Origin of the sequence: Streptomyces sp. CA-106110 (assembly GCF_050936285.1) — a bacterium.
Lineage (GTDB): Bacteria > Actinomycetota > Actinomycetes > Streptomycetales > Streptomycetaceae > Streptomyces.
In genome coordinates this window covers 3,458,990-3,484,781 of the sequence record NZ_JBNJNB010000001.1, presented here as the reverse complement: position 1 = coordinate 3,484,781, position 25,792 = coordinate 3,458,990, and the positions used below count along the sequence as shown (strand labels likewise).

At 71.7% G+C, this 25,792-nt stretch carries 25 protein-coding genes and 1 pseudogene; 11 read left to right on the top strand and 15 right to left on the bottom strand.

Annotation, left to right across the window (positions count from 1 at the left end; translation table 11 throughout):
* Positions 1-107: 107 nt before the first annotated feature.
* Positions 108-1,586: a protoporphyrinogen oxidase gene (hemG, locus tag ACQEXA_RS15985; RefSeq protein WP_432933974.1), complete on the top strand. Its 1,479-nt coding sequence runs from the start codon at positions 108-110 to the stop codon at positions 1,584-1,586.
* 4 nt (positions 1,587-1,590) lie between these two features.
* Entirely contained in the window at positions 1,591-2,322 is a 732-nt protein-coding gene (gene hemQ / locus ACQEXA_RS15980) for a hydrogen peroxide-dependent heme synthase (protein ID WP_432924057.1), read from the top strand.
* 37 nt (positions 2,323-2,359) lie between these two features.
* Here hemQ and ACQEXA_RS15975 read toward each other — a convergent pair whose 3' ends face one another.
* Entirely contained in the window at positions 2,360-3,121 is a 762-nt protein-coding gene (locus ACQEXA_RS15975) for a DUF4142 domain-containing protein (protein ID WP_432933976.1), read from the bottom strand.
* A gap of 269 nt (positions 3,122-3,390) precedes the next feature.
* Positions 3,391-4,827, bottom strand: coding sequence for a DUF692 domain-containing protein (locus ACQEXA_RS15970; RefSeq protein ID WP_432933978.1), 1,437 nt, complete (start codon positions 4,825-4,827; stop codon positions 3,391-3,393).
* A 355-nt stretch (positions 4,828-5,182) separates the two neighbouring features.
* Here ACQEXA_RS15970 and ACQEXA_RS15965 point away from each other — a divergent pair, with 355 nt between their 5' ends.
* Positions 5,183-6,139 (top strand): glycoside hydrolase family 16 protein, encoded by a 957-nt coding sequence (locus tag ACQEXA_RS15965; RefSeq protein ID WP_432933980.1) that lies wholly within the window; start codon positions 5,183-5,185, stop codon positions 6,137-6,139.
* Here ACQEXA_RS15965 and ACQEXA_RS15960 read toward each other — a convergent pair.
* The 7 genes and pseudogenes from ACQEXA_RS15960 to zapE all read right to left on the bottom strand — a co-directional run bounded on the left by ACQEXA_RS15960 (position 6,047) and on the right by zapE (position 11,518).
* Positions 6,047-6,490, bottom strand: coding sequence for a hypothetical protein (locus tag ACQEXA_RS15960; RefSeq protein ID WP_432933982.1), 444 nt, complete (start codon positions 6,488-6,490; stop codon positions 6,047-6,049). The genes ACQEXA_RS15965 and ACQEXA_RS15960 overlap by 93 nt on opposite strands.
* A 192-nt stretch (positions 6,491-6,682) precedes the next feature.
* Complete coding sequence (locus tag ACQEXA_RS15955; protein ID WP_432933984.1) at positions 6,683-7,441, bottom strand: peptidyl-tRNA hydrolase; 759 nt, start codon at positions 7,439-7,441, stop codon at positions 6,683-6,685.
* Positions 7,442-7,521: 80 nt separating this feature from the next.
* The gene (locus ACQEXA_RS15950) at positions 7,522-7,698 is read right to left on the bottom strand and encodes a hypothetical protein (RefSeq protein ID WP_432933986.1); all 177 of its coding nucleotides are present in this window, start codon (positions 7,696-7,698) and stop codon (positions 7,522-7,524) included.
* Positions 7,695-8,585 carry a polysaccharide deacetylase family protein gene (locus ACQEXA_RS15945; RefSeq protein WP_432933988.1) on the bottom strand — a complete coding sequence of 297 codons (891 nt, stop codon included), beginning with the start codon at positions 8,583-8,585 and terminating at the stop codon, positions 7,695-7,697. Before ACQEXA_RS15945 ends, ACQEXA_RS15950 begins: the two co-directional genes overlap by 4 nt.
* A gap of 142 nt (positions 8,586-8,727) precedes the next feature.
* Positions 8,728-9,849, bottom strand: a complete 1,122-nt coding sequence (locus ACQEXA_RS15940) for an SPFH domain-containing protein (protein WP_432933990.1) — start codon at positions 9,847-9,849, stop codon at positions 8,728-8,730.
* A 129-nt stretch (positions 9,850-9,978) separates the two neighbouring features.
* Positions 9,979-10,398: pseudogene (locus tag ACQEXA_RS15935) on the bottom strand (SulP family inorganic anion transporter); the annotation flags it as partial.
* Between the two features lie 19 nt (positions 10,399-10,417).
* A complete protein-coding gene (gene zapE, locus ACQEXA_RS15930; RefSeq protein ID WP_432933992.1) occupies positions 10,418-11,518 on the bottom strand; it encodes a cell division protein ZapE in 1,101 nt (366 codons plus the stop codon).
* 37 nt (positions 11,519-11,555) lie between these two features.
* On the opposite strand from zapE, the gene ACQEXA_RS15925 reads away from it, so the two are divergent.
* The 4 genes from ACQEXA_RS15925 (at position 11,556) to msrB (ending at position 14,981) form a co-directional block, all read left to right on the top strand.
* Positions 11,556-12,407 (top strand): pyrimidine reductase family protein, encoded by an 852-nt coding sequence (locus tag ACQEXA_RS15925; protein WP_432933994.1) that lies wholly within the window; start codon positions 11,556-11,558, stop codon positions 12,405-12,407.
* A 201-nt stretch (positions 12,408-12,608) separates the two neighbouring features.
* Complete coding sequence (locus ACQEXA_RS15920) at positions 12,609-13,085, top strand: indole-3-glycerol phosphate synthase (RefSeq protein ID WP_359394330.1); 477 nt, start codon at positions 12,609-12,611, stop codon at positions 13,083-13,085.
* An 82-nt stretch (positions 13,086-13,167) separates the two neighbouring features.
* Positions 13,168-14,559, top strand: coding sequence for a UDP-N-acetylmuramate--L-alanine ligase (gene murC, locus ACQEXA_RS15915; RefSeq protein WP_432933996.1), 1,392 nt, complete (start codon positions 13,168-13,170; stop codon positions 14,557-14,559).
* 14 nt (positions 14,560-14,573) lie between these two features.
* Positions 14,574-14,981 (top strand): peptide-methionine (R)-S-oxide reductase MsrB, encoded by a 408-nt coding sequence (msrB, locus tag ACQEXA_RS15910; protein WP_360989914.1) that lies wholly within the window; start codon positions 14,574-14,576, stop codon positions 14,979-14,981.
* A gap of 80 nt (positions 14,982-15,061) precedes the next feature.
* On the opposite strand, the gene ACQEXA_RS15905 is transcribed toward msrB, so the two are convergent.
* Both ACQEXA_RS15905 and ACQEXA_RS15900 read right to left on the bottom strand, forming a co-directional pair.
* Positions 15,062-16,093 (bottom strand): alpha/beta fold hydrolase, encoded by a 1,032-nt coding sequence (locus ACQEXA_RS15905; protein WP_432933999.1) that lies wholly within the window; start codon positions 16,091-16,093, stop codon positions 15,062-15,064.
* A gap of 10 nt (positions 16,094-16,103) precedes the next feature.
* Positions 16,104-17,393 carry an esterase/lipase family protein gene (locus ACQEXA_RS15900; RefSeq protein WP_432934001.1) on the bottom strand — a complete coding sequence of 430 codons (1,290 nt, stop codon included), beginning with the start codon at positions 17,391-17,393 and terminating at the stop codon, positions 16,104-16,106.
* Between the two features lie 293 nt (positions 17,394-17,686).
* Here ACQEXA_RS15900 and ACQEXA_RS15895 point away from each other — a divergent pair, with 293 nt between their 5' ends.
* The 3 genes from ACQEXA_RS15895 to ACQEXA_RS15885 are packed head-to-tail and all read left to right on the top strand — an operon-like array spanning position 17,687 to position 20,195.
* A complete protein-coding gene (locus tag ACQEXA_RS15895; RefSeq protein WP_432934003.1) occupies positions 17,687-18,817 on the top strand; it encodes an ABC transporter ATP-binding protein in 1,131 nt (376 codons plus the stop codon).
* Positions 18,814-19,530: an ABC transporter permease gene (locus ACQEXA_RS15890; protein ID WP_359394343.1), complete on the top strand. Its 717-nt coding sequence runs from the start codon at positions 18,814-18,816 to the stop codon at positions 19,528-19,530. The genes ACQEXA_RS15895 and ACQEXA_RS15890 overlap by 4 nt, the downstream gene beginning before the upstream one ends.
* Complete coding sequence (locus tag ACQEXA_RS15885) at positions 19,527-20,195, top strand: ABC transporter permease (RefSeq protein ID WP_432934006.1); 669 nt, start codon at positions 19,527-19,529, stop codon at positions 20,193-20,195. The genes ACQEXA_RS15890 and ACQEXA_RS15885 overlap by 4 nt, the downstream gene beginning before the upstream one ends.
* Positions 20,196-20,247: 52 nt before the next feature.
* Here ACQEXA_RS15885 and ACQEXA_RS15880 read toward each other — a convergent pair whose 3' ends face one another.
* The 4 genes from ACQEXA_RS15880 to ACQEXA_RS15865 are packed head-to-tail and all read right to left on the bottom strand — an operon-like array spanning position 20,248 to position 24,393.
* Complete coding sequence (locus tag ACQEXA_RS15880; protein WP_432934008.1) at positions 20,248-20,847, bottom strand: GTP-binding protein; 600 nt, start codon at positions 20,845-20,847, stop codon at positions 20,248-20,250.
* On the bottom strand, positions 20,834-21,274 hold the full coding sequence (locus ACQEXA_RS15875; RefSeq protein WP_432934010.1) for a DUF742 domain-containing protein: 441 nt from the start codon (positions 21,272-21,274) through the stop codon (positions 20,834-20,836). The genes ACQEXA_RS15880 and ACQEXA_RS15875 overlap by 14 nt, the downstream gene beginning before the upstream one ends.
* A 36-nt stretch (positions 21,275-21,310) precedes the next feature.
* Positions 21,311-21,787, bottom strand: a complete 477-nt coding sequence (locus tag ACQEXA_RS15870) for a roadblock/LC7 domain-containing protein (RefSeq protein ID WP_432934012.1) — start codon at positions 21,785-21,787, stop codon at positions 21,311-21,313.
* Positions 21,784-24,393, bottom strand: coding sequence for an ATP-binding protein (locus ACQEXA_RS15865; RefSeq protein WP_433130423.1), 2,610 nt, complete (start codon positions 24,391-24,393; stop codon positions 21,784-21,786). Before ACQEXA_RS15865 ends, ACQEXA_RS15870 begins: the two co-directional genes overlap by 4 nt.
* Before the next feature lie 433 nt (positions 24,394-24,826).
* Here ACQEXA_RS15865 and ACQEXA_RS15860 point away from each other — a divergent pair, with 433 nt between their 5' ends.
* On the top strand, positions 24,827-25,786 hold the full coding sequence (locus ACQEXA_RS15860) for an ABC transporter substrate-binding protein (RefSeq protein ID WP_432934016.1): 960 nt from the start codon (positions 24,827-24,829) through the stop codon (positions 25,784-25,786).
* The last annotated feature ends 6 nt before the right edge of the window (positions 25,787-25,792 follow it).

The following is a 25,792-nucleotide window of genomic DNA, read 5'->3' as shown; positions in this document are numbered from 1 at the left end:
CCGGACCGGACGTTGGCCTGATCCGGTTCCGATGCGGTCACGGTCGGGACTCGGCAGGGACACCCGGCCCCTGCGGGAGGGCCGGCGGGGTCTGAGAGGCTGGGGGCATGAGCGCAAGGGAGACCCCCGCGTCCGCGGGGCACGTCGTCGTCATCGGAGGCGGGATCGCGGGCCTGGCCGCCGCCCACCGGCTGCTGGACCGGGGCGCGCGGGTGACGGTGCTGGAGGCCTCGGACCGGGTCGGCGGCAAGCTGCTGCCCGGCGAGATCGCGGGCGCACGGGTCGACCTCGGCGCCGAGTCGATGCTCGCGCGACGGCCCGAGGCGGTGGCGCTGGCCCGCGCGGTCGGCCTCGCGGACCGCCTGCAGCCGCCGGCCACGGCCACCGCCTCGATCTGGACGCGCGGCGCCCTTCGCCCGATGCCCAAGGGGCACGTCATGGGCGTGCCCTCCGCCGCGTCCGCACTGTCCGGCCTCCTGTCCGACGAGGGCCTGCGCCGTATCGAGCGGGACGCGGACCTGCCGCGCACCGAGACCGGCGACGACGTGGCCGTGGGGGAGTACGTGGCGGCGCGCCTCGGCCGCGAGGTCGTCGACCGCCTGGTGGAGCCGCTCCTCGGCGGGGTGTACGCGGGCGACGCGTACCGCATCTCGATGCGCTCGGCCGTCCCGCAGCTCTTCCAGGCCGCCCAGGCCCACGACTCGCTGACGGAAGCGGTCCGCGAGATCCAGGCCAAGGCGGCCGCCGCCGCGCAGACCGGCCCGGTGTTCATGGGCATCGAGGGCGGTGTGGGCCGGCTGCCACTCGCGGTGGCGGAGTCGGTGCTCGCGCGGGGCGGCGAGATCCGGCTGAACAGTCCCGTCCACGGCCTGCGCTTCACCGCTGAGCCCGGGGGCGGTGGCGCTCGCTGGGAGGTGCTGGTCGACGACCACGTCGAGGAGGCCGACGGCGTCGTCGTCGCCTCGCCCGCTCGTGACGCGGCCCGCCTGCTGTCCGGGGCGTGCCCCGGGGCCGCCGCCGAACTGCGCTCGATCGAGTACGCCTCCATGGCCCTGGTCACCCTCGCCTACCGCCGCGCGGATGCCTCGGCCCTTCCCGAGGGCAGCGGCTTCCTCGTGCCGCCGGTCGACGGCCGCACGATCAAGGCGTCGACCTTCGCCTCCCGCAAATGGGGCTGGATCGCCGACGAGGACCCGGACGTGCTCGTGGTGAGGACGTCCGTGGGGAGGTACGGCGAGACGGAGATCCTGCAGCGCGACGACGCCGGCCTGGTGGCCCTCTCCCGGCACGACCTGCGCGAGGCGACCGGCCTGGACGCCGTCCCGGTGGAGACCCGCGTCACCCGCTGGACCGACGGTCTGCCCCAGTACCCCGTGGGCCACCACGCGCGCGTGGCCCGCATCCGCGAGCACGTGGCCGGGCTTCCGGGCCTCGCGGTGTGCGGTGCGGCGTACGACGGCGTCGGCATCCCGGCGTGCATCGCGAGCGCGTACGCCGCCGTGGACCAACTCGACGGTGATCTGCGCAGTGTGCGGGAGCTCATGGCGAGCCCGGTGCAGAGCCTGCACGGCGGAGCGGGAGAATAGGCACATGAGTGACGACGCCCCCACCACCGAGCCCGGCAGGATTCCGAACAAGGGCAAGCTGGCCAAGGACCTCAACGAGGTCATCCGCTACACGCTGTGGTCCGTCTTCCGGCTGAAGGACACGCTGCCGGAGGACCGCACCGGTTACGCCGACGAGGTCCAGGAGCTGTTCGACCAGCTCGCCGCGAAGGACGTGACCGTCCGGGGTACGTACGACCTGTCGGGTCTGCGCGCCGACGCCGACGTGATGATCTGGTGGCACGCCGAGACCAGTGACGAGCTGCAGGAGGCGTACAACCTCTTCCGCCGTACGAAGCTCGGCCGTGCGCTCGCGCCGGTGTGGTCCAACATGGCGCTGCACCGCCCGGCGGAGTTCAACCGTTCGCACATCCCGGCGTTCCTCGCCGACGAGACGCCGCGCAACTACGTCAGCGTCTACCCGTTCGTGCGCTCCTACGACTGGTACCTGCTGCCGGACGAGGACCGCCGCCGCATGCTGGCCGACCACGGCAAGATGGCCCGCAGCTACCCGGACGTGCGCGCCAACACGGTCGCCTCGTTCTCGCTCGGCGACTACGAGTGGGTCCTCGCCTTCGAGGCCGACGAGCTGCACCGCATCGTCGACCTCATGCGCCACCTGCGCGGCTCGGAGGCCCGGATGCACGTCCGCGAGGAGGTGCCGTTCTTCACCGGCCGCCGCAAGTCGGTCGCGGAGCTGGTCACGGGCCTCGCCTGACCGCGTGGGGCGGGCCGGGACACCCGGCCCGCGCCCCTCACGGCGGGGGGCTGGAGGCCGCCGGCGGCAGCGAGTACGTCGCCGAGGGCGTCACCGGCACCGGTGTGCCGGGGTCGTTCGTGGGGCCCGGCGGGGCCGGGGACGGGGTGAGCGGGGGCGGACTGGCCGTGGCCGCGTCCTGGGCCAGGGCGTCGAAGTCGACGTAGCCCGTGGCCTCGAGGACCTTGATGTGGTCGAGGACGGTGGCGTTCGCGTCGTCGGCGAGGACCCGCACGAGCGAGTTGCGCGTGGTGGCGCGGACCTGGGCGACGACGGCGAACACCTTGCCGTGGGCCTGGCGCAGGAGGTTGGCGAAGTCGCGGTCGTACTCCTCGCCCTGCGCCGCGTCCAGCGTCGAGAGCCACTGACGCTGCTGTGCGTTCGGCTGGTTGGGCAGGGCGAGCCCGAGGCGGGCGGCGACGTCGCGGACGCGGGCGTCCAGGAAGGTGTGCCCCTCGATGAGGTGCTCGCCCGCGGTGCGCACGGCCTGTGTGGTGCCTTTCTGCTCGGCCTGCTGACCCGCCGGCAGCTCCCACAGCCCGGCCAGCCGGACCCTGGTGATGAAATCCCGGTCCAGCGCGGACAGCGGGCCGTAGCTCGTGGGCACGGTCTGCGCGTTCAGGGTGTCCAGGCCGGTGCCGGAGCGGTCCGCGTAGGACCAGACGGGGAAGACGAGTGCGGCAAGGGTCCCCGCGAGCAGGGTGATGATGATCCCGGTGCCGCCCAAGATTCCGCGGCCCTGGACCGGTCTGGATCGCATGGTGCCTCCTGCTTCCGGCACCGCATGCTCGTGCGCTTCGGGTGCAGGCTGGCATATTACTGCGCCGTACCGACCAACTGCCCTACGGGCAGAAATAGTTGGATAGCAGGCATCGCATGCCTTATGCGCTCGGCGAACAGGCCGTCATCCCCTGGCGAAGTGGGGTGAATCGACGCTGCGGGCGCGATGTGCGACTGCTGTGTCGACCGTGGCACATTCCGTGGAATCGGCCCCCGGAGCACGCCAGGAGTGATACGGGCGAGCTCCGGTCAGTGCCGCAGCAGGACCCGGCGCGTGGCGCGGGCGAGCCGGGCCGCGGGGTGCCAGGAGGGCGGGGTGGGGCCGGAGCGCTCCAGCCACCACTCGCGCAGCCGGCGCCGCCGCTCGGCGTCCTCGGGGCGCCCGGCGAGCAGCAGGTGCTCGGCGAAGTCGAGGGCGTCGCGCCGATAGCCGTCCGACATCGGCCGGCCCTGGGCATAGGCGAGGAACGCGGACCGGTACTCCTCCCCGAGGATGCCGGGCAGTTCCGGCGCGACCTTCGCCACGATCGAGGACCGCTTGGCGGCGAGGGCGCGTGCCTGCACCCCGAGCCGCACCCGGTCGAAGCCCTCGGGCACGGGCGTACCCGCCACGAGGGAGGAGAGCAGCGCGGCCTGCGCGAGCGCCAGCCGCTGCCGAGCGGAGGCGGAAGCGGTGCCGCGCGCGTCCGTGGTCCGCGTGTCCGCGAGCTCTGCCGCCGGGCCGGCTGTCCCGGCGGGCCGTTCCGCCGGGAGCAGTCCCTTGCCCGACTGCGCCGCGGTGCCGCGCCGGGTCCCGGTCGCCGGCTGCCGCGCGGCCGTCCGCGCCGGGGGACCCTGCCGCACCCCCGTCCGGGTCCGTGCTCCCGCCTTCTCGACCGTTTCCCGAATGGCGGCCAACTCCCCCTCCAGCTCGGCCGGTTCGGGGAAGTTGTCGTCGCGCTCCAGCAGGACGCCGGGCGGGGTGGCGCGGGACGCGAGGTCGGCCAGCACATCGAGGACCGGCTGCGTGACCGGGTGGGCGTGGCTGTCGTGCCACACGCCGTCGCGTTCGTACCCGCCCGCGACGTGGACGTACGCGATGGCCTCGACGGGCAGTTCGTCCAGCGCCTTCGCCGGGTCCTCGCCCCGGTTGACGTGGTTGGTGTGCAGGTTCGCCACGTCGATCAGCAGCCGCACGCCGGTACGGTCGGCCAGTTCGTACAGGAACTGCCCCTCGGTCATCTCCTCGTCCGGCCAGGAGATCAGCGCCGCGATGTTCTCCACCGCGAGCGGCACGGGAAGGGCGTCCTGCGCGATCCGGACGTTCTCGCACAGGACGTCCAGTGCGTCGCGGGTGCGCGGGACCGGGAGCAGGTGCCCCGCCTCCAGCAGCGCCGAGGCGGTGAGCGGCCCGCCCGCCCGCACATACGCGATGTGCTCGGTGACCAGGGGAGACCCCAGCGCCTCGGCGCATGCGGCGAGATCGGCGAGCCGGCCCTCGTCGGGGCGGTCCGCGCCGCCGAGGCCGAGGGAGACGCCGTGCGGGACGACGGTGACGCCCCGCGCGCGCAGGCGCAGCAGCGACTCGGGGAGGTGCCCCGGACACACGTTCTCGGCCACGGTCTCGACCCAGTCGACGCCGGGCATGGCCTCCACGGCAGCGGCGATCTCAGGCCGCCATCCGATGCCGGTTCCCAGTCGTTCCATCGTCCCCTCCTCCGCCACGGTTCCCGCCGGGCCGCTCTCGTGCGGTCCACGGCGGCACCCGGTGCGCCCGTCCGTCCCCGTCGGCGCACCGCCGGTGCCGGCGTGACGAAGTCATGGCCCCGGCAACTCGCGTCGAACCCCTTCCGGGGGACGTTCAGAGCAACATTTGAGGTTCCGCCGGACTCCGGTCCGGCTTGCGCGACCACCGGCCGGCGGGGCTTTTCGACCCCAATGGCGGAACCTCCCCGCGCGGCTTTCAGGAAGATCTATTAGGAGGCCGTCCAGCACCCTGCCCGGACCCAGGGCGACCGGCCACCACTGCGCCGGTCGCGGCCCAGAAGTCAGGAGCAGGAGATTGAGCCGACACCGCCGCGCTCACCGGCGCCGCCTGCGCGCCGCCGCCCTCCTGGTGGCGGCCCTCGAGGTGGCCTGCACCGTGCCGCGGACCGATGCCGCGACGCCGTCCGAGGACGCCTGCCACACCACCGGCGACATGCTGCCCCGCGGCGACTGCGGCCCCTTCCACCAGGTCTTCGCCGAGAACTTCGACGGTGACGTGGTGCCGCTCGGCTCCTTCAGCGACTGCGACCACGACGCCGACACACGCGGCGCCTACTGCGGTGGTCTCACCGGCTCCTACCGTGCCGACTGGTGGGCCTACCCGTGCGGCTGGTACGACACCGCCGACCCACGCAACCACTCCGACGGCAACGACCGTGTGCTCGGTGGCGAGTACCGCGCCGACGACACGGTGTGGGTCGGGCCCGCCGAGGGCGGCGACGGCCGTATGCACATCCGCATGTACCGGCCGGCCTCCGGCGGTGACCTCCATGTCGCGGCGGTGGTGCCGCGCGCGGTGATGCAGCAGGCGTACGGGAAGTACAGCGCCCGGGTCCGCGTGGTGAGGGCCGCCCCGGGTTACAAGAGCGCCTGGCTGTTCTACGGGGGCGGCTGCGAGATGGACATGTACGAGCAGTCGTGGGTCGACACCGTCCACTTCTTCCACCACCCGTGCGACGGGCGCCCCCAGGGTGGCGCCGACACCGGTGAGCCGTTCACCGAGTGGCACACGGTCTCCCTGGAGTGGACGCCCGGCCGGGCCCGCTACTACCTGGACGGGCATCTGTACCTCAGCGACCACCGTGGCGTGGCCTCGCGCCCGCTGAGCTGGGTCCTCCAGAACGAGAGCGCGCTGTACGGGCCGTACGCGGCCCCCGGCTCATGGGCGCAGATGGACATCACCTGGGTCACCGCCTACGCGTACACGGGGCCGCGTCCGCCTGCCGCCGGGCCGCAACGCGAGCCGGAGTGACCGTGTCCCCGTGACCGGGGGGCGTCCATCAGGCCGGGCGATCCGGACTCCCGCCGATAACTCGTCGTGGATGTCCGGCCGGACCTCCACGATGACGTCCGCGTCCGCCGCGTCACCCTCCGCGTCCCGCCACAGCAGGACCCGCACATGCCTGGCCCGGGGGAGGCCGAGCATCTTCCACTCGGTCATCAGGTCGGCGACGACGAGGGCGACGGCGTACTGGGGGCCCTCGCTCGAATCATCGGCGGTGATGGTGCCCTGCCACCGCTCGGGGTCGCGGCCGTAGGGGCGCCATCCCTCCGAGCCGTGTGGTTCGCACACCCGGTACACCCAGTCCGTCTCGGTGTCCATACCACCGATCCTGTCACTGCGAGGACCGCGATGCGCGTGCCGCCAGACCGAGGATGTGCCACTGCCTCACGGTGGTGGACTCCTGCTCGTGCGGCGGTGCACCTGCCCCCACCACGCCCACAACCGCAATCCCGCAGACGCCCGCTCCGGTCAGTAGTCCCGAGCGGTCCGGCCCCTCGGGACCTTGCCTGGTCAGGAACCGTTTCGCGGGCGAAGTGCCGGATGCTCCGCGACCACCGTGCAGCTGCCCGGGGCGATCTCGGTGAAGCCGGCGTCCCGTACCAGGGGCAGTCCGGAGGTGGTGAGTGAGGCCCAGCGGGACGGGCGTGCGGTGCGCACGGCGAGGGGGAAGCCCGCGTCGCGCCAGGCGGCGCGCTCCTCGTCCGGCAGGGCCCACCAGGCGAGCTGGGCGCCGTGTCCGGCCTGGGCCATCGCCTTGCCGGCCGACATCTCAAGCTCCGGGTTCAGCCACAGCACCGGGCTCCCCGGATCGGCCTCGGCCGGCGGCTCGGGGTCCTCCAGGTCGGTGCCGGAGACCTGCAGCTTGGCCAGGTCCTTGGGCCAACCGTCCAGCGGGACGGGCGGGAAGACCCGTACCTCGGCCGACTTGCCCGTGACCGTGAGGCCCGGCAGCGCCTCGGCCCGCCGCCACTCGGCGCCGCGCGCCCGGCGGACCACCTTGCGAATCCGTGCGTCCTGCCAGTCCCGCATCGCCTGGGCCCACTCGCCCTCACCCAGTGAGCGCTCGTCGCTCAGGATCTCGAGCACCGCACGCGCCGCCGTCTCCAGCGCGTCCGTGCGTGCCGGGGGAGCGGCCCGCTCGATGCGCACGACGAGCGGCAGCACGAACTGCGGTGCCTCGTCGCGTGTGGTGCGCTCGGCGCGGAAGGGGCTGTCCTGGCCGTCGTGCGAGGCGTCCGCCGGCGCGGCGGTGGTCTGGTCGCTGCTCACGGGCTCAAGTCTGCCAGGCGGAACATCGGGTCATCGTGGGGGAGAGGACGGCCTCGTACGCCGCCGGCGGACTGCCGCGCTCATCCGGAGCAGGCGGTGCGCTGCGCCTCCTGCCACTCGCAGATCGGGCACAGCGTGAGTCCCTTGTACGACTCCGGGTACTCCGTCGGCTTCCGGCACAGCACACACTCGGCGAACGGCGGCCCGCCCGCCACGGGCTCCCGTGCTGCCGGCTCCGTCTCGCAGTAATCGCTCATGGCCTCAGGGTAGGCGCAGGACTGGAGCCGGGGTCCTGCCGCCGTCCGCCGGACGCTCCGATCAGCTCGGAGACCTTGGCGAAGCGGTAGCCCCTCTTGCGCAGCTCGGGCACCACGGCCCGGACCACCTTCTCCGTCACCGGCGCCCCGCCGCGGGTGCAGTGCATGATGACCACGGAACCGGGCCGGACCCCTCGCAGGACCTGCCGTACGACCGCGTCCGCGTCCGTCGCGAACGCGTCGCCGCTCACCACGTCCCACTGCACCGCGGTCATGCCGAGCGCACTGATCGTGCGCAGGGCCCGGTTGTCGTAACAGCCGCCGGGGAAGCGGAAGTACGGCACCGGATGGGGCACCCCCGCCCTGTGGAGCGCCGTGACGCCGCGTTCCACGTCCGAGCGCATCCGCTGCGGCGGCAGGATCGGCAGCCCGTAGCAGGAGCCGGCGAAGGAGTAGTGGCTGTAGGAGTGGCTGCCCACCTCGAAGAGCGGATCCCGGCCGATCGCCCGTGCCTGCCGCGGGTACTGGTCGACCCAGCGGCCGGTCAGGAACACGGTCGCCGGAACCCGCAGCTCCCGCAGGGCACCGATCAGCCCGGGGTTGTCGAAGTGCTCGCCCGCCGCCGCGCGGCGCCCCTCGTCCGCGGTCATGTCGGCGTCGAAGGTGAGGGCGACGACCTTCTCGTGCGTCGGGGCTCTCTTGAACACGGCCGCCAGTCCCTGCGGCCCGGGCGCGAGTGTGGGCGGCCCGGGAACGGTCGTCGTGGGGAACGCCGAAGGAGACGCCGAGGGTCGCGGGGCGTGGTGCGACGCACCGGGGATCGTGCAGGCGGCGAGCGCCGCGCCCAGGACGCCGAGGGTGGCGATGTGCCGTACGAGAGCGTTCACCGCATGAACGTAACCACCGAAATGATCAGAAAAGCAGATCTTCCGGGTGTGCCGGGCCGGTGAGGGGGCGAAGTCACCCGCCCGGCCGCCCGCAGAGAGTCACTCGGGCGCGGTCGTCACAGCCGGCGGAGGCGGTCGACGCTTACGGGGAAGGCGACGGTGTGCCTTCCGGCGAGGGGTCGGCCCACAGCTCCGAAGGGGGTGTGGGACCGGGGCCTGGTGCGGCTTCTCGCGTAGGCACCGCCGTCGCGGTTTCGGGCGCGGGCTCCTGCACGGGTGCCGCGGGCTCCGGTGTGACTTCCTGCACGCGTGCTGCGGGCTCCGGTGCGGCTTCTTGCGTGGGCACCGCCGTCGTGGCTTCCGGTGCGGCTTCCGGCACGGACTCCGGCACGGGTGCCGCGGCTTCCGGCAGCGGGCCTGCCACAGCCTCCTCCAAGGCTTCCGGGGTGGGCTCCGCCGTGGCCGACGGCGGCCGTGCGCCGTCATGGCCGGGCGTCACCTCCTGCGGCGCCGCCCGCTCCAGGAACCGCAGCAGCTCCACCGGGAAGGGCAGCACGAGTGTGGAGTTCTTCTCGGCCGCGACCGCCACTACGGTCTGCAGCAGCCGCAGCTGGAGCGCGGCGGGCTGGTCCGACATCACCCCGGCGGCCTCCGCCAGCTTCTTCGAGGCCTGGAGCTCGGCGTCCGCGTTGATGATGCGCGCCCGGCGCTCACGGTCCGCCTCCGCCTGGCGGGCCATCGACCGCTTCATCGTGTCCGGCAGGGACACGTCCTTGATCTCGACCCGGTCGATCTGCACGCCCCAGCCCACGGCCGGGCTGTCGATCATGAGTTCGAGGCCCTGGTTGAGCTTCTCGCGGTTGGAGAGCAGGTCGTCCAGATCGCTCTTGCCGATGATCGAGCGCAGCGACGTCTGGGCCATCTGCGAGACCGCGAACCGGTAGTCCTCCACCTGGATGAGCGCGTTCGTCGCGTCCATCACCTTGAAGTAGACGACGGCGTCCACGCGCACGGTCACGTTGTCCCGTGTGATGCCCTCCTGTGCGGGGATGGGCAGCGTCACGATCTGCATGTTGACCTTGTGCAGCCGGTCCACCATTGGAACGATCAGGGTCAGACCCGGCGACCGGGGCGACCCCAGGACCCGTCCGAAGCGGAAGACCACTCCGCGTTCGTACTGCTTGACGACCCGTGCTGCCGAGGCGAGGAACACGAATCCGGCGGCACCCGCCGCCACCAAGGCACCCACCAGCTCCTGGATCACGACGACCTCCTCGTCGAGAGGCCCGATATGTCTGCACTGCCACCATAATTCCGCCGGTGTCCACCAAGCGAGGGCCGACCGGCCCACCGGTAGACGCTCGCCCGGGACGAGCCCGGTGGCCCCCTGCGGTCAGCGGCGGGATGTCATCCGCACCGGTTCCGTCCCGGCCGCGCTGTGCCGCTCCGCCCAGCTCTCCAGGGCCGCACGGCACGCGTGGTTCAGGTGGGGTGCAGCCCGGTCAGGTCCAGTTCGACCGGCCGGTCCTGGGGCACCGCCTCCAGGCCGTCGAGGATCTTCGGCAGCCGCAGGGACGTCGCGTTGCCCGGCAGCCGGGGCCTGGTCCGGGCCCGTCCCCTTGTCGGCGAGGTGCAGCACCGGGGACGCCTTGGTCCTGGCGTCCGCCTGGACGTCGGCCGCGCTGCGGACGATCACCGCGGTCATCGGCAGGGTGCCGAGCAGCCCGCAGATCGCGTTCCCGGCGCCCTGCGCCATCAGCTCCCTGTCGTACTGGGCGCGCGGACCCCTGTGCATCGGGTCCACGGCGGCGGCGCACAACCGTTTGGGCTTGTTACTCCTTCACGAGACCCTGCGCGTCACGGGCGAGCGCCGTGAGGCGGGAGATCGCACGGAAGTACTTCTTGCGGTAGCCGCCTTTCAGCATCTCCTCGCTGAACAGCTTGTCGAACGGCAGTCCGGAGGCGAGCACCGGGACCTCGCGGTCGTAGAGCCGGTCCGCGAGCACCACGAGCCGCAGGGCCGTCGACTGGTCCGGCACCGGCCGGACATCGGTCAGGCACACGGCGTGCACCCCGTCGGCCAGAGCGCCGTACCGGCTGGGGTGGACGCGCGCGAGGTGGTCCAGCAGGTGCGGGAAGTCGTCGAGCGAGGCGCCCGCGGTGGCGTACGCCGCCTTCGTCACCTGCTCGTCGCTGTACGGGGCCGGAGCCTCCGGCAGCCCGCGGTGGCGGTAGTCCTCGCCGTCGATGCGCAGCGTGCGGAAGTGGGCGGACAGGCCCTGGATCTCGCGCAGGAAGTCGACGGCGGCGAAGCGGCCCTCGCCGAGCTTGCCCGGCAGGGTGTTGGAGGTGGCGGCGAGCGCGACGCCCGCCTCGACCAGCTTGCCGAGCAGCGTGGAGACGAGGACGGTGTCGCCCGGATCGTCGAGCTCGAACTCGTCGATGCAGAGAAGGCGGTGGCTGGAGAGCGTCTGGACCGTCTGCTGGAAGCCGAGCGCGCCGACCAGGTTGGTCAGCTCCACGAAGGTGCCGAAGGCCTTGAGCGAGGGCGCCGCCTGGGTCGCGTGCCACAGGGAGGCGAGCAGATGGGTCTTGCCGACGCCGTAGCCGCCGTCGAGGTAGACACCGCGGGGGCCCGACGGGACCTTGGTGGACTTCGCCTTGCCGAAGCCGAAGAACGAGCGCTTGGCGGAGACGGCGTGGGCACCGCCGAGGCCGTCGGCGAAGCCCTCGAGGACGCGGACCGCCTCGGTCTGGCTGGGCTGGTTCGGGTCCGGGATGTAGGTGGCGAAGCGGACCGAGTCGAAGCGCGGCGGCGGCACCATCTCGGCGACGAGCCGGTCGGCGGGGACGTGCGGCTCGCGGGAACAGAGCGACAGCGGGGCCGCCTCGGCTATCGGATCGATCCCTGAGGCGGCGGTGGAGGACGACACGGTTCACCACTCTAAAGGCCGTGCCACACTGCTCGACATGCGACGCCTGTTCCCTGTGACCGACGAGACAGCGACCCGGCCGGGTGACACGGCCCCCGATGGCGGGCAGGCGGCGGGCGCGGGTCCAGCAAGCGGGCTCCCCGGTGCCGGCCAGACCGACCGCGAGTGGAGCCTGGAGGAGCTGGCCGCGGCGTACGCGTATCCGGAGGCGGGGCCGGGCGGACGGGAGCCCTGGCTGCGCGCCAACATGGTCTCCACCCTGGACGGTGCCGCCCAGCACGACGGGCGCTCCCAGCCCATCTCCGGCGCCGCCGACATGCGGATCTTCGGCACTCTGCGGGGGCTCGCCGATGTCGTGATCGTGGGGGCTGAGACGGTACGGCAGGAGGGATACCGCCCGGCCCGCGAGCGAGAGGCCTTCGCGGCGTTGCGCACGGCGGCCGGGCAGGGGCCCGTGCCCGCGATCGCGGTCGTCAGCGCGAGTCTCGAGCTGGACTTCTCATGGCCGCTGTTCACCTCGCCGCTGGTGCCCACACTGGTGCTGACCGGGGCCGCGGCGGCGCCGGACCGGGTGGCCGCCGCCGAGAAGGCGGGCGCCCGGGTGGTGACCGCCGGGGACGGCATGGGCGTGGACCCGGCCCGCGCCGTACGCGCCCTCGCGGATCTCGGCCTGACCCGGCTGCTCACCGAGGGCGGGCCGCGGCTGCTGGGCCAGCTGGTCGCGGCAGGCGTGCTGGACGAGCTGTGCCTGACGGTGTCCCCCATGCTCACGGCGGGTGACGCGCAGCGGATCGCCGGGGGGCCGTCGGTGGCCGTACCCAGGCGGTTTACGCTCGTGTCGCTGCTGGAGGAAGAGGGATTCCTGTTCAGCCGCTACCACCGGAGCTGAGCCACGGGGCTGTGCGTGTTCCTGTGCCTTGAGCCGGATTTTGTGGAATCACCTGTTCCGTGCGACCCCGGATGGGCGCACTAAATCAGGCGGTCTCTGTGCGATCACGGGGCAGGATGGTTTCCGCAGGGCCTTGGAGGCCCACGGAGGAGAGGCCCCTCGGGGGTCCTCGACGGACTCGGAAAAGAAGGGGCGCCCGTCGTGTTCACGAGCGTACTGATGATCGAGAAGGCCCTCACGTCGGCGGACGTGGAGTTCGTCACCACTCTGCACGGTGACGAAGCGGTGTCCTTCCACGTCCTGTTGCAGCCCCGCGGCGACCAGGCCGACCGTCTGCTGCGCGCCATCGACGACATCGCCCTCGGCGAGCTGGACGAGGCGGCGCACGAGCGGGAGACCCCGGAGGGCAAGGACGCCGTGGCGCTGGGGCAGCAGGCCCTGGAGGTCTCCCTGTCCGCGCTGCACGGGGCGGGCAGCGAGGCGGAGGGCAGGCTCATCGAGGACCACCCGCTCGACGCGCTCAAGAAGCTCGTCGACGAGGTCGGCGCGGACGAGGTCATCGTGCTGACCGACCCCCACTACGTGGAAGAGTTCTTCCACCGCGACTGGGCCTCGAGAGCCCGGCACAAGGTGGGCGTGCCGGTGCTCAAGCTGTTCTCGCACAGCAAGAGCCAGTGACCGGTCGGTGTCCCTGGGCGCGCGCGATACCGCATAGGCTGGGGCGCTGAACGCACGCCGTACCAGCATCCAGGAGACACGCATGGCACCCGGCCTCCCCACCGCCATGGACCGACCGCACTTCATCGGCATCGGCGGCGCCGGAATGTCGGGCATCGCGAAGATCCTCGCGCAGTGTGGCGCCAAGGTGGCGGGCAGTGACGCCAAGGACTCCCCGACCGCCGAGGCGCTGCGCGCGCTGGGCGTGACCGTGCACATCGGTCACGCGGCCGAGCACCTCGCCGACGACGCCAGCTGCGTCGTCGTCTCCTCCGCCATCCGGGCGGACAACCCCGAGCTGGCCCGGGCGGCGGAGCTGGGCATCCCCGTGGTCCACCGCTCGGACGCGCTGGCCCGGCTGATGGACGGTCTGCGTCCGATCGCGGTCGCCGGCACCCACGGCAAGACGACCACGACGTCGATGCTGGCGGTCTCCCTGACCGAGCTGGGCCTCGCCCCGTCGTACGCGATCGGCGGCGATCTCGACGCACCCGGCTCCAACGCCCTGCACGGCGAGGGCGAGATCTTCGTCGCCGAGGCCGACGAGAGCGACCGCAGCTTCCACAAGTACGCGCCCGAGGTGGCGATCGTCCTCAACGTCGAACTCGACCACCACGCCAACTACGCCTCCATGGAGGAGATCTACGACTCCTTCGAGGCGTTCGCGGGCCGGATCGTGTCCGACGGCACGCTCGTGGTCTCGGCGGACCACGAGGGCGCGCGCGAGCTGACGCGGCGGCTGGGGGGCTCGGTGCGGACGGTGACGTACGGCGAGTCGCGGGACGCCGATGTGCGCATCCTCTCCGTCGTCCCGCAGGGCCTCAAGAGCGAGGTGACGGTGGTGCTGGACGGCACGGAGCTGACCTTCACCGTCTCCGTCCCCGGCCGTCACTACGCGCACAACGCGGTGGCGGCGCTGGCGGCGGGCGCGGCGCTGGGAGTCCCGGCGGCGGAGCTGGCCCCGGCTCTGGCGGCGTACACGGGCGTGAAGCGCCGCCTCCAGCTCAAGGGCGAGGAGGCCGGCGTCCAGGTCATCGACTCCTACGCGCACCACCCGACGGAGATGACGGCGGACCTGGAGGCGATGCGGGCCGCGGCCGGTGACTCCCGCATCCTGGTGGTCTTCCAGCCCCACCTCTTCTCCCGCACCCAGGAGCTGGGCAAGGAGATGGGCGAGGCGCTCGGCCTGGCCGACTCCTCGGTCGTCCTCGACATCTACCCGGCCCGCGAGGACCCGATCCCGGGCGTGACGAGCGAGCTGATCATCGAGGCGGCCCGGGCGGCGGGCGCGGACGTCCAGGCCGTCCACGACAAGGCCGATGTCCCCGCGGTCGTGGCGGGAATGACGGAGCCCGGAGATCTCGTTCTCACCATGGGCGCCGGGGACGTCACGGACCTCGGCCCCCGGATTCTGGACCGTCTCGCACAGAAGTAAAGGGGTTGGCCTTCATGTCGTACGACATCGACAAGCCGGACGAGCAGTGGCGCGCGGAGCTGACCCCGGCGGAGTACGCCGTCCTGCGCCAGGCGGGCACGGAACCCGCCTTCACCGGTGAGTACACCGACACCAAGACCCAGGGCGTCTACTCCTGTCGTGCCTGCGGCGCCGAGCTGTTCACCTCGGACACCAAGTTCGAGTCCCACTGCGGCTGGCCGTCCTTCTTCGACCCGAAGGACAGCGACGCCGTGGAACTGATCGAGGACCGCTCCCACGGAATGGTCCGCACGGAGGTGCGCTGCGCCCGCTGCGGCTCGCACCTCGGGCACGTCTTCGAGGGCGAGGGCTATCCGACCCCGACGGACCAGCGGTACTGCATCAACTCGATCTCGCTGCGTCTGGCGCCGAGCGAGGGCTGACCGGCCGAAGGGCGGGGCGGCGGGCGTCCGGGAAGGACGCCACGCCGCCCGCGAAGAGGCCTGCTCGGTCGCGCACACCGTCAGGCCGACAGGACCTCCAGCAGAGCCGCACCGAACTCCTCGGGGCGCTCCAGGTGCACGGCGTGCCCGGCGCCCGGGACGGCGACCTCGCGTACCGTGCCGCCGGCCGACGCGTAGCGGTCCAGCACGTGGCGGGTCTGCGCCACCATCGGCTGGGCGGGCGTCCCGTCCCAGCCCGGCACCGCGCCGATCGAGCCCAGGTGCGCCAGGTCGAACAGCGAGATGTCCGAGACGATCACGTCGTCCTCGCCGCGTATCCACAGCACCGGCGGCTTCGGGTCGAGCAGATGCAGCTCGTCGACACGGAAGACCAGCGGTGAGAGGCAGTTGAGGACCCCGCGGGTACCGGGTGCGACGCCCGGCCAGGCGGAGGACGCCACGCTGTCGCCCGGGTAGTGGTCGTCCCCTGTGCGGGTGGTGAGCATGGACTCGACGTACTCGTCCTCGTGCTCGGGGCGCAGGGGCGGCTTGACGTAGCAGTTCGCCAGGACGGACCGGGGGGAGAGCGGGGAGTCCTCACCGCGGTCGCCCTTCGCGAGCCGCGTGACGAACTCGGGGTTGGCCGTGCCGCCGCCCGAGCCCGCCCCGTCCTCGGAGTTGAGGGTTCCGTCCACCCCCTGGGTACCGCCGAAGCCGTACGGGGAGACCGGGTTGACCAGGGTGACCGAGCGCACCGCGGCCGGGTGGTCGCACAGGTACTGCAGGACGACGCCCCCGCCCATCGACCAGCCCACCAAGTGTACCCGGTCGAGCCCCAGGGCCGCCAGCAGCGCGGCGAGGTCGTCGGCGTGGTCGCGCAGGCCGCGCGTCGCGTCGATGGGCAGCGGGTCGGTGTCGCCGAACCCCCGCAGGTCCGGTGCGAGGGGGCGGTACCGCTCCGGAAGCAGAGGCAGGGTGGTGCGCCAGAAGGCGGCGGAGGAGACGTTTCCGTGGACGAAGACGACCGGTTCGCCCTCGTCCCGGATGTCGGTGACCCCGACGGTGAGCCGGTCGGTGGGAACTCGTCGGGTGCGGATGCTGCTGGTGCTCATGGGCGGTCCTTCAGGAGAGCCAGGTGGCGATCTGGGCGGCGGCCGAGCTGTTCCAGCCCAGCTCGAGGTGGTTGGCGCCGACCACGGTGGCCGTGCCGCCGACCGTGGGGATACCGGTGGTGTCGAGCGCGCTCGCGATGAAGACGACACCGTCGCTGGGCCCGCGGTTCTCGTTGAAGATGCCGACGACGTCCGCGGAACCGCCGGCCAGCAGATAGGTGGTGACGGAGGCGGGTACTCCGGCGTTGTGCAGGGGCGTGATCAGTGAGCCGGCGTTGATGGCGGCCTGGATGCCACTGCCCGCTGTGTAGAAGCCCTGGCCGCCGTAGTACGTCGTGTACCAGTCCTGCCCGGAGCCGTCGACCCCGAACACCCCGTCCCAGCGCGCCAGCATCTGGCGCTGACCGGGATAGTCGTCGTAGCCGCCGGCCGGCGTCATGGAGAACTCGGGGTGCGAGGTGTACTGGCCGTAGCACGTCATGTACGAATGCGGGGACGGGGCGTTGACCGTGCCTCCGCACTCGGGCCAGATGGAGAAGTCGTGCGCCCAGCCGTGGGCGTACGGATAGTCGTAGCCGCCGTTGGGCCCGCCGACGGTGATCAGCCTGCGGACGTCACCGGCGTAGGCCCGTCCCCAACTCGGCTTCAGGGACGACACATACGCGCGGGCCGACATCTCGCCCTTGCTCCAGCCGACGAGGTCGACATTGGTGACGCCCAGCTTCGCCTTGATGACCGCGATCGCGTCGCCGACGATCTGCGCCTGCATCAGGTTGTCACCCTGCTTGTGCGCGAAGCCGACGGCGAAGACGCGCTGGCCACGCCCCGACAGATACTGCATCAGCCCGGTGGACGGGCAGGACAGGGCGCCGCAGCCGTAGCCGCCCGCCTCACCCGGATTGGCCCAGGCGCGGTCCGCGGTGTCATTCGCGCCATGGACGAGCAGGACCGGCGTGGTGCTGGTTCCGGTGTTCCAGCCGGGGGCCGAGTAGAGCAGGAAGCGGCCGGAGTACGGGCGCGAGACGCCACCGAAGTAGGTCACCCGCTTGCCGTCCTGGTCACCGCGGCCGTCCGGCGGGTAGCCCTCGGTGCGGAATCCGGTGGTGGTGTCGAGGTAACGCTCCACGCGCTCCCAGCCGTTGGTGACGACACCGGCTCCGTAGGTGGCCTCGAGAGTGAGATACGGAGGCGGCTCGGCGGCGTACGCCGTGCCGCCGGTGGCCGGAAGTCCGGCCACCACCGCCATCAGGACGGCGAGCAGCAGCCGCCACCGGCCCGCACGGCCTTGTCTGTACCGCATGTCCTGTCCCCCTTGCCGACGTGTGCCCGACGCTCCTCGGTGCGGCGACACGTTAGGCAAAGGAGGCATGGGACGGCATATGTGGGGACCCCATAAGAAAGGGCGGCCATATGGGGCAGCAACCTGGCCATCTCCGCCCCGATTTCGCATGCCGGGCGCACCGCCGTGGTCCGACCGGCAGGTCACCCGCCATGGAGCCGCAACATGCGCCGTCTACACTCTCCCCGCAACGGCCCATGCGACACCGGCCGGGATCAGGCCGCTCCTGCCACACCCGAAGGGTATTCGGCGCTTTGATACGGATAGATTCAGTCACCAAGCGGTACCCGGACGGCACGGTGGCGGTCGACCGGTTGTCACTGGAGATACCGGACCGCTCGATCACCGTCTTCGTCGGCCCCTCGGGCTGCGGCAAGACGACGACCCTCCGCATGATCAACCGGATGATCGAGCCGAGCGAGGGCACGATCACGCTCGACGGCGTCGACATCAGCAAGCAGCCCGTGAACTCGCTGCGCCGGTCGATGGGGTACGTCATCCAGAACGCCGGGCTCTTCCAGCACCGCACGATCGTCGACAACATCGCGACCGTGCCCCGGCTGCTCGGCTGGAGCAAGGACCGGGCCCGGGCCAGGGCCCGGGAGTTGATGGACCGGGTCGGACTCGACGCCTCGCTGGCAAAGCGGTACCCGTACCAGCTCTCCGGCGGGCAGCAACAGCGCGTCGGTGTGGCGCGCGCACTCGCCGCGGACCCGCCGGTGCTCCTGATGGACGAGCCATTCTCCGCCGTCGACCCGATCGTGCGCAAGGGCCTGCAGGAGGAACTGCTCCGTATCCAGGAGGAGCTGGGCAAGACCATCGTCTTCGTCACCCATGACATCGACGAGGCCATCCGGCTCGGCACCATGGTCGCCGTCATGCGGACCGGTGGCAGACTGGCCCAGTTCGCGCCGCCGGCGGAGCTTCTGTCGTCCCCGGCCGACGCGTTCGTGGAGGACTTCCTCGGCACGGACCGCGGCATCCGGCGGCTGTCGTTCTTCACCACCGAGGGCCTTGAGCTGAAGAAGACGGCGATCGTCGCCGTCGACTCCACCGCCGAGCAGATCGCCTCCCGCGCCGCGTCCGACGTGCCGTACCTGCTCGTCACGGACCTCGACGGCAAGCCGCTCGGCTGGAGCGAGCCCGGGGACCTCGTCGCCGGGGACATCGCACCGCAGCGACTGCTGCCGTACGGACGGCCGTTCGTGTACGGCAAGGACTCGCTGCGCGCGGCGCTCGACGGCGCGGTGCTGTCACCCACCGGCTGGTCCGTCGCCGTGGACGGCGACGGCCGGGTGGTCGGGGTCGTGTCGCAGCAGACCGTCGGCGACGCCATCCGCAGCGCCCATGCCGAGGAGCACCCGGACGAGAAGGTCGCCGGATGAACAGGTTCTTCGACATCCCGAGCGACCTGCAGAGCAGCTATCTCGGCCTGATCGGCCTGCACTTGAGGGAGTCCCTGCTCCCGGTCCTGGTGGGTCTGCTGGTCGCGCTGCCCGTCGGTCAGCTCTGTGTGCGGTTCCGCTGGCTGTACCCGCCGGTGCTGTGGGTGACGACCGTGCTGTACGCCATCCCCTCGCTGGCCTTCTTCGTCGTCCTCATCGACTACACCGGCCAGACCGAGACCACGGTGATGATCCCGCTCGCCGTCTACAGCCTGGTCGTGCTCGTCCCCGCGATCGTGGACGGCGTCCGCTCCGTACCGCAGGAGACGCTCGCCGCGGCCACCGCGATGGGCTTCGGACCCGTACGCCGTTACCTCCAGGTCCAGTTGCCGATCGCCGTGCCCGCCATCATCGCCGGGTTGCGGGTGGCCACCGTGTCCAGCATCAGCCTGGTCAGCGTCGGCATGCTGATCGGCAACCAGGGCGCGCTCGGAAACCTGCTCAACGACGCGAACATCTACCACCGGCCCGAGCTCGCCTGGAACTCCGTGCTCACCACGGCGGTCCTGGCCATCCTCGCCGATGCCGTGCTGGTCCTCGTCCGCGTTCTGCTGACCCCCTGGATGCCGAGCGGCGCGCGCCGCCCGAAGCCCAAGGCCGCCGCGGCCCGGCCCGATGCGGCCGTGCCCGTCCTGGAGGACGCCGCCCGGTGAACGTACTCAATTTCGTCAGCGCCTTCTTCAACGACAGCGCCCACTGGCACGGTTACGACGGCATCCCCACGCGCCTGTGGGAGCACCTCCAGTACTCCCTGGAGGCGCTCGTCGTCGCCGCCGCGATCGGGCTGCCGGTCGGGCTGGTCACCGGCCACTTCGGGCGCGGCGGCAACGCCCTCGCCCTGATCGCCACCGCCGCCCGGGCCCTGCCCAGTTTCGGCCTGCTGGTGCTGATGGTCATCCTGCTCGGGTTCAGTCTGCTGCCCGTGATGATCCCGCTGATCGTCCTCGCGGTTCCACCGATCCTGGTCACCACCTACGAGGCCGTCCGCTCCGTCGACCCGTCCCCGGTGGACGCGGCCCGCGGCATGGGCATGCAGGAGTCGCGCATACTCTTCCAGGTGGAACTCCCGGTCGCGCTCCCGCTGATCCTCAGCGGTCTGCGCTCGGCCGCCATCCAGATCGTCTCGACGGCGACCATCGCCGCGTACCTGGGCCTCGGCGGCCTCGGCCGGTACATCATCGACGGCCTCTACCAGAGGAACTACGAGAAGGTGGTGGGCGGCGCCACGCTGGTGGCCGCCATGGCGCTCGCGACGCTCGGACTGTTCTGGGCGGCCGGGCGCTTCGCGGTGTCGCAGGGCGTGCGCCGGAGCGCCTGACGGAACGACCGGGGGCCCGGGAATCCACGATTCCCGGGCCCCGCACGGTGTGTCATCCCTCGCTGCGGGCCAGCGCCTGCTCCAGCACCACGAGCAGCGCGTCGCGCACCGAGCCGCGCTCCCGGGCGTCGAAGACGATGACCGGGACGTGCTCGGAGACGTCCAGCGCCCAGCGCACCTCGTTCACGCCGTACTCCACCCTGCCGTCGAAGGCGTTGAGGGCGACCGCGAACGGGATGTCCTTGTGCTCGAAGTAGTCCACGGCCGCGTAGCAGTCGTCGAGGCGCCGTGTGTCGACGATGACGAGCCCGCCGACCGCGCCCTCCACGATGTCGTCCCACATGAAGCCGAACCGGTCCTGCCCGGGCGTGCCGAACAGGTACAGCTTCAGGGTCGGGTCGATGGTGATGCAGCCGAAGTCCATCGCGACCGTGGTCGTGGTCTTGCGCGGGGTGTGCGTGAGGTCGTCCACGCCCGCCGCCACCTCGGTGATGGCCGCCTCGGTGGTCAGCGGTTCGATCTCGGAGATCGAACCGACGGCGGTGGTCTTGCCCACCCCGAAGCCGCCCGCGATCACCATCTTGACCGGCAGCGGGGGACGTACGGCCGTCTGCGCTGCCGCGCCGCCGGTGACCAGTTTAGTCGGTGTCACGGAGTACCCCCCGGGAGTCGGGGATGGCCCGGAGGCCATCGATAACCCTTCGCAGGACGGACGCGTCGTGCGTGACGTCGGTGTGCGGCACATACACCGTCAGCTGCCCGGCGGCGCGCAGGTCCTCGGCGAGGACCCGGACCACGTTCAGATGAAGCCGCAGCCGGGCCGCGATCTCCGCGATGGACTGCGGCTGCCTGCAGGCGGCGACGATGTCGTGCTGCTCGAACGAGAGCCGGTCGAGCGCTTCGAGACCCTCCGTGGTGGCCACCACCTGGGTCTCGACGGGGACCGGCCGGCCGGACGCGGTGGGCGCCACCCGGCCGGCGGTGACCAGGAACGGCCGTACGGCGGCGACGCGACCGAACGGTTCCAGCGGCGTGCGGCCCTCCTCGTCGGTGCCGCGCGGAGTGCGGCCGTCCGCCATGGGTGCGACTTCCTTCCTCGGCCGGGTCGGGACCGGTCACCCCGCCGAGGCGGCGCCGACGCTGTTCTTCAGCTCCAGCACCAGCTGGGGGCTGAGCGCGGCACCCGCCCGGTTGGCGAACAGGGTCATCTCGTAGGCGATGTTGCCCAGCTTGGCCTCCTTGTCGGTGACCACGCCGAGCACGGCGCCGCTGCCGATCGCGGAGACCAGGACGTGACCGCCCTCCAGGTCGATGATGACCTTGTTGAGGCCGCCGAGGCCGTAGTTGCCGGAGGCGCCGGCGGCCAGGCTGGTGATGCCGGAGACGATCGCGGCGAGCCGCTCCGAGTCGGCGTGCTCGCGCAGTTCGGAGACGGCGATGAGCAGACCGTCGGAGGAGACGGCGATGGCGTCGACGACGCCCGCGGTCTCGGTCGCGAACCGGTTGAGCAGCCAGGTGAAGTCGGCTGCTGCGGCTTGCAGGTCGGCCGGCGTGGTGCCTCCTGCCGGAGTGTCACCTGTCGACTTGCTCACTGCTCCGCTCCTTCCTGGAGGTGGTTCTGGTCGTGCGTGCGATGGGGGGTGGTGCGGGCGGCGGCGTCGCGGTTGGCGCGCTCCACCGCGGCCTCGAACTCCTCGAGCGCGGAGCGGACTTCGTCGGCTTCGGCGGGCCGGAGAGCCCGTGACGCCGCCTGCCGGCCGGTGTCGGAGGTGGTGGTCGGCAGCGTCGCGCCCCGGACGCGGCGGCGCAGCGGCCTCGGGGTGCCGGGTGCGCCCTCGGCCACGACGTGCGCCGATTCGGGGGTGCGGGCCCCGGGAGCCGGTGCGGTGCCCTCCGCGCGGGGGTGGGGGACGAGCGGGAGCTCCTCGGCACCGTCATGACGAGCCGAATGATCCAGGGCGCCGGTGCCGTCGGGCAGGCGGGACTCCGTACGGTCCGCACGCTCGTGGCCGTCTCCGGCCGCCTCCCCGCCCACCTCGTGCTGCTGGTGGCGTGGGAGCCGCCGGGGCAGGGCATCGGGCCGCTCCTGGGCGCCGACGGGAGCCTGCTCGGCGGGCACGGCCGCCGGGGCGACGACGGCCGACGGCACCGGGCCGGACACGGCAGCCGCGGGCTCCGGCCCGGCCGTGGCCGACGCCGTGGCCGCGGGCTCCGGCGCGTCCACCGGGCTCATCGGCAGCAGCAACATCGAGGGGATCTCCACGGTGGCCGTGACCCCACCGCCGGGTGTGCGGGACAGTACGACCCGGACCTCCCAGCGGCGCGCCAGCGTGCCCACCACGAACAGGCCGAGCACCTTCGTCGGTACGACGTCCAGGCGCTCACGGCGGACCAGCCGGGCGTTCTCCTCGGCGAGCCGCTGGGCGCTCATCCCGAGGCCGTGGTCGGCGACCTCGATCACCGCGCCTTCGGCACGGGTGCGCACCGTCACCTCGACGGGGCTGCCGGCGGGTGAGAACGAGACGGCGTTCTCCAGGAGTTCGGCGACCATCAGCGTCAGGTCGCCGATGATGTCGGGTTCCACCATGACATCGGTCTCGGCGTGCAGCCGCACCCGCTGGAAGCCCTCGATCTGGCCGAGCGCGGCCCGTACGACGTTGGTGAGCGCGGTGGGACCGGAGTCCAGGACCGTCTCGCGGATGCCGGCGAGCAGCATCAGGCTGTCCGCGTTGCGCCGCAGCCGCACGGCGATGTGGTCGATGGAGTAGAGGCGTTCGAGGAGCGCGGGGTCCGTCTCGCCTCGCTCCACCGCGTCGATCAGCACCAGCTGACGCGTGGTCAGGTTGCTCACCCTGCGCCCCACGTTGCCGAACATCTCGGCGACGTTGCGCCGGCTGAGCACCTGGCGCTCCAGCAGCGCGGCCGCGGTGGTCTGCACACGGTTGAATGCCTCGGCCAGCTCGCCGATCTCGTCGCGTGCGGTGACGGGTATCTCGCGCAGCCGTGGCGGGCCGTCGTCCTCGGCGTCCTCGTCGGCCACCCGGGCCAGTTCGCGGCTGGCGACCTCGGCGACCTGCTGGGCGGCGCCGGTGAGGGCCTGGACGGGGCGGACCACGGAGCGGCGCACCGCCCCGGAGAATGCGATCCAGACGGCGAAGCCCACGAGCGCGAGGCTCAGCAGCAGTCCGGCTCGCCACTTTGCGGTGCTGGACGCGGCGTCGGCCCGGTCGGCGACCTGGTCGATCAGCGAAGCGGTGATCTCCAGTCGACTGGCGGCCTGCCGGGGGTAGGCGGAGTAACCGCTCAGGGCCGCCGTGGACTTCGCTCGGACCTCCGCCAGGGTGGCCGCCTGCAGGGCGCTGGGGTCGATCTGGAGCTCGGCGTACGCCTCGGCGATGTCCCGCTGGGCGGTGCTGTGCTCCATCCCGGAGAGGAGGTCCGCCTGCTCATCGCTGGCGAACCGGCCGAAGCGGTCCGCCTGGTAGGTGTACAGCTCGTAGGAGCCGACCGCACCCGCGTACTCGATGAGGGCGTTGGTGTCACCGGTCGTCGCCGAGAAGACACCGGTCTCGAAGGCGCCGTGCGCGGCGTCGGCGCGCAGCAGCGAGTCGAGCAGGTTGCCGGTGAAGGTGGCCGCGAGATCCTCGTTCCGGTCCAGCCCGAGACCGTCGATCAGTCCTTCGGAGGCGTTGGTGTAGGCCGGGTCGATGTTGTCGGCGGGCAGGTATCCCTGCTCGACGGTCTCGCGCAGGCTGGACAGTCCGTCGATCTCTTTGAGGACCTGGTCCTCCGTCTCCGGCAGCCGGTCTCCGAAGGCGGCCCGCACCTCGTCCACTTGGGCGTCCACGGCCTGCTGGGCGGCGCGATAGGCCGACAGCGAGGGCTTGGTGCCGCCGGCGGCCGCCTCGTAGCGCACCGAGAGCAGGATGGCCTGCTGGTGTTCGGCCTCCAACCGGTCGACGAGCCGGGCGACCTGGGTGCTGTCGCGTACCAGCCGAGCCGCGGACCCGGCGCTGACCGACTCCTGTATCAGGCCGCTGATGAGGTAGACGAGCAGCACGGCCACCACGGCGAGCGGTACACCGAAGAGGATGTTGAGCTTGCGCCTGAACGGCCATCGGACGGCGAAGCCGCGTAGGCCACCGCCCGGCGGGGACGGCGCCGGCCGGGTCGGCGCGTCCACCTCGTTCGTGGACACCAAGCCTCCTTTGAAGGCGTCTTGGGGCGCGTGTAGATTCAATTAGATTCAATGTGACCGCAATGGATCGACCGGGGTCGCCAACGGAACCGACCGGGTCGGCACAGAACGGTACAAGGCGGCCCGGACACCGTTGTCAGTGCACACTGCAGCCCCGCGCGAACTTCCGGGAGACTACCGTCTCTTGAGGCCCCGGTTCCGGTCGCCCTACGTCAAGAATCCATTACGAAGAGCGCGTGGTTCCGCCCCGGTTCGGTCGTTGCTCCTTCATAATCGGACGTTCACGATCGTCCGGGCATCGAGGCCAATCGGTGACCAGAATGCTCTTGACTGACCGAGAACGAGCTGGATTGGATCAGTGGAGTGCGGCGCCCGCACCCCCGCACAGCAGCGCCACGCCTTGCCCCAACCCCTTCGGCCCGGAACGGGAATCGTGACTTTTACAGCGAACACCAGCACGTCCAGCAGGAGACTCCCCGGCACGGCCGCCGTCGCCCTCGCCGCCACGGCAGTACTGCTCGCGGGGTGTTCCTCGTCCTCCGACAACAAGTCCGACCCGCTCTCGGGCGGTAAGTCCGACGGCAACACCGTCGTCGTGGGTTCCAACAACTTCGCCGAGAGCATCCTGATCGCCGACATCTACGGCGAGGCCCTGAAGGCCAAGGGCCTGAAGGTGACCTACAAGCCCAACATCGGTAGCCGCGAGACCACTTACGGCCTGCTGAAGAACGGCTCCATCACGGTCCTGCCGGAGTACAACGGCGCGCTGCTGGCCTACCTCGACAAGGACGCCACCCCGAAGACGATCGCCGCCACCACGGCCGCGATCAACGCCAAGCTGGACTCCAAGCTGACGCTGCTGGAGCCGGCGCCCGCGCAGGACAAGGACTCCGTCACCCTCAACGCGGACACCGCCAAGAAGTACGGCCTCACCGAGCAGTCCGGCATCGCGGACCTCAAGAACGCCGCCAAGGACCTGGTCATCGGCGCGTCCCCGGAGTTCCAGACGCGGCAGCAGGGACTGGCGGGCCTGAAGTCGGTCTACGGCCTGGAGTTCAAGTCCTTCAAGGCACTGGACGCGGGCGGCCCGCTGACCCAGGCGGCCCTGAAGAAGAACACCGTGCAGGCGGCGGACATCTTCACCACGGACCCGACCATCTCCAAGGAGAAGTTCGTGGTCCTTCAGGACCCGAAGAACCTCTTCGGGTTCGAGAACGTGCAGCCCCTCGTCTACAAGTCGGGGCTGTCCCAGCAGGGCGTCGACGCGCTCAACGCCGTGTCGGCCAAGCTGGACACGGCGGCGCTGCTGGACCTGGACACCCAGGTGCAGCTCGGCAACAAGGACCCGCTGGACGTCGCCAAGGCCTGGCTGAAGTCGGCCGGCCTGGGCTGACGCACC

Excerpts from the sequence above, each read along its gene's own strand:
- msrB (WP_360989914.1), top strand. The coding sequence starts at position 14,574 with ATGTCGTACGACATCGACAAGCCGGACGAGCAGTGGCGCGCGGAGCTG.
- ACQEXA_RS15950 (WP_432933986.1), bottom strand. The coding sequence starts at position 7,698 with ATGAGCGATTACTGCGAGACGGAGCCGGCAGCACGGGAGCCCGTGGCG.
- ACQEXA_RS15890 (WP_359394343.1), top strand. The coding sequence starts at position 18,814 with ATGAACAGGTTCTTCGACATCCCGAGCGACCTGCAGAGCAGCTATCTC.
- ACQEXA_RS15975 (WP_432933976.1), bottom strand. The coding sequence starts at position 3,121 with ATGCGATCCAGACCGGTCCAGGGCCGCGGAATCTTGGGCGGCACCGGG.
- hemQ (WP_432924057.1), top strand. The coding sequence starts at position 1,591 with ATGAGTGACGACGCCCCCACCACCGAGCCCGGCAGGATTCCGAACAAG.
- ACQEXA_RS15960 (WP_432933982.1), bottom strand. The coding sequence starts at position 6,490 with ATGGACACCGAGACGGACTGGGTGTACCGGGTGTGCGAACCACACGGC.
- ACQEXA_RS15900 (WP_432934001.1), bottom strand. The coding sequence starts at position 17,393 with ATGCGGTACAGACAAGGCCGTGCGGGCCGGTGGCGGCTGCTGCTCGCC.
- ACQEXA_RS15925 (WP_432933994.1), top strand. The coding sequence starts at position 11,556 with ATGCGACGCCTGTTCCCTGTGACCGACGAGACAGCGACCCGGCCGGGT.
- ACQEXA_RS15905 (WP_432933999.1), bottom strand. The coding sequence starts at position 16,093 with ATGAGCACCAGCAGCATCCGCACCCGACGAGTTCCCACCGACCGGCTC.
- ACQEXA_RS15875 (WP_432934010.1), bottom strand. The coding sequence starts at position 21,274 with ATGGCGGACGGCCGCACTCCGCGCGGCACCGACGAGGAGGGCCGCACG.
- ACQEXA_RS15970 (WP_432933978.1), bottom strand. The coding sequence starts at position 4,827 with ATGGAACGACTGGGAACCGGCATCGGATGGCGGCCTGAGATCGCCGCT.
- hemG (WP_432933974.1), top strand. The coding sequence starts at position 108 with ATGAGCGCAAGGGAGACCCCCGCGTCCGCGGGGCACGTCGTCGTCATC.
- murC (WP_432933996.1), top strand. The coding sequence starts at position 13,168 with ATGGCACCCGGCCTCCCCACCGCCATGGACCGACCGCACTTCATCGGC.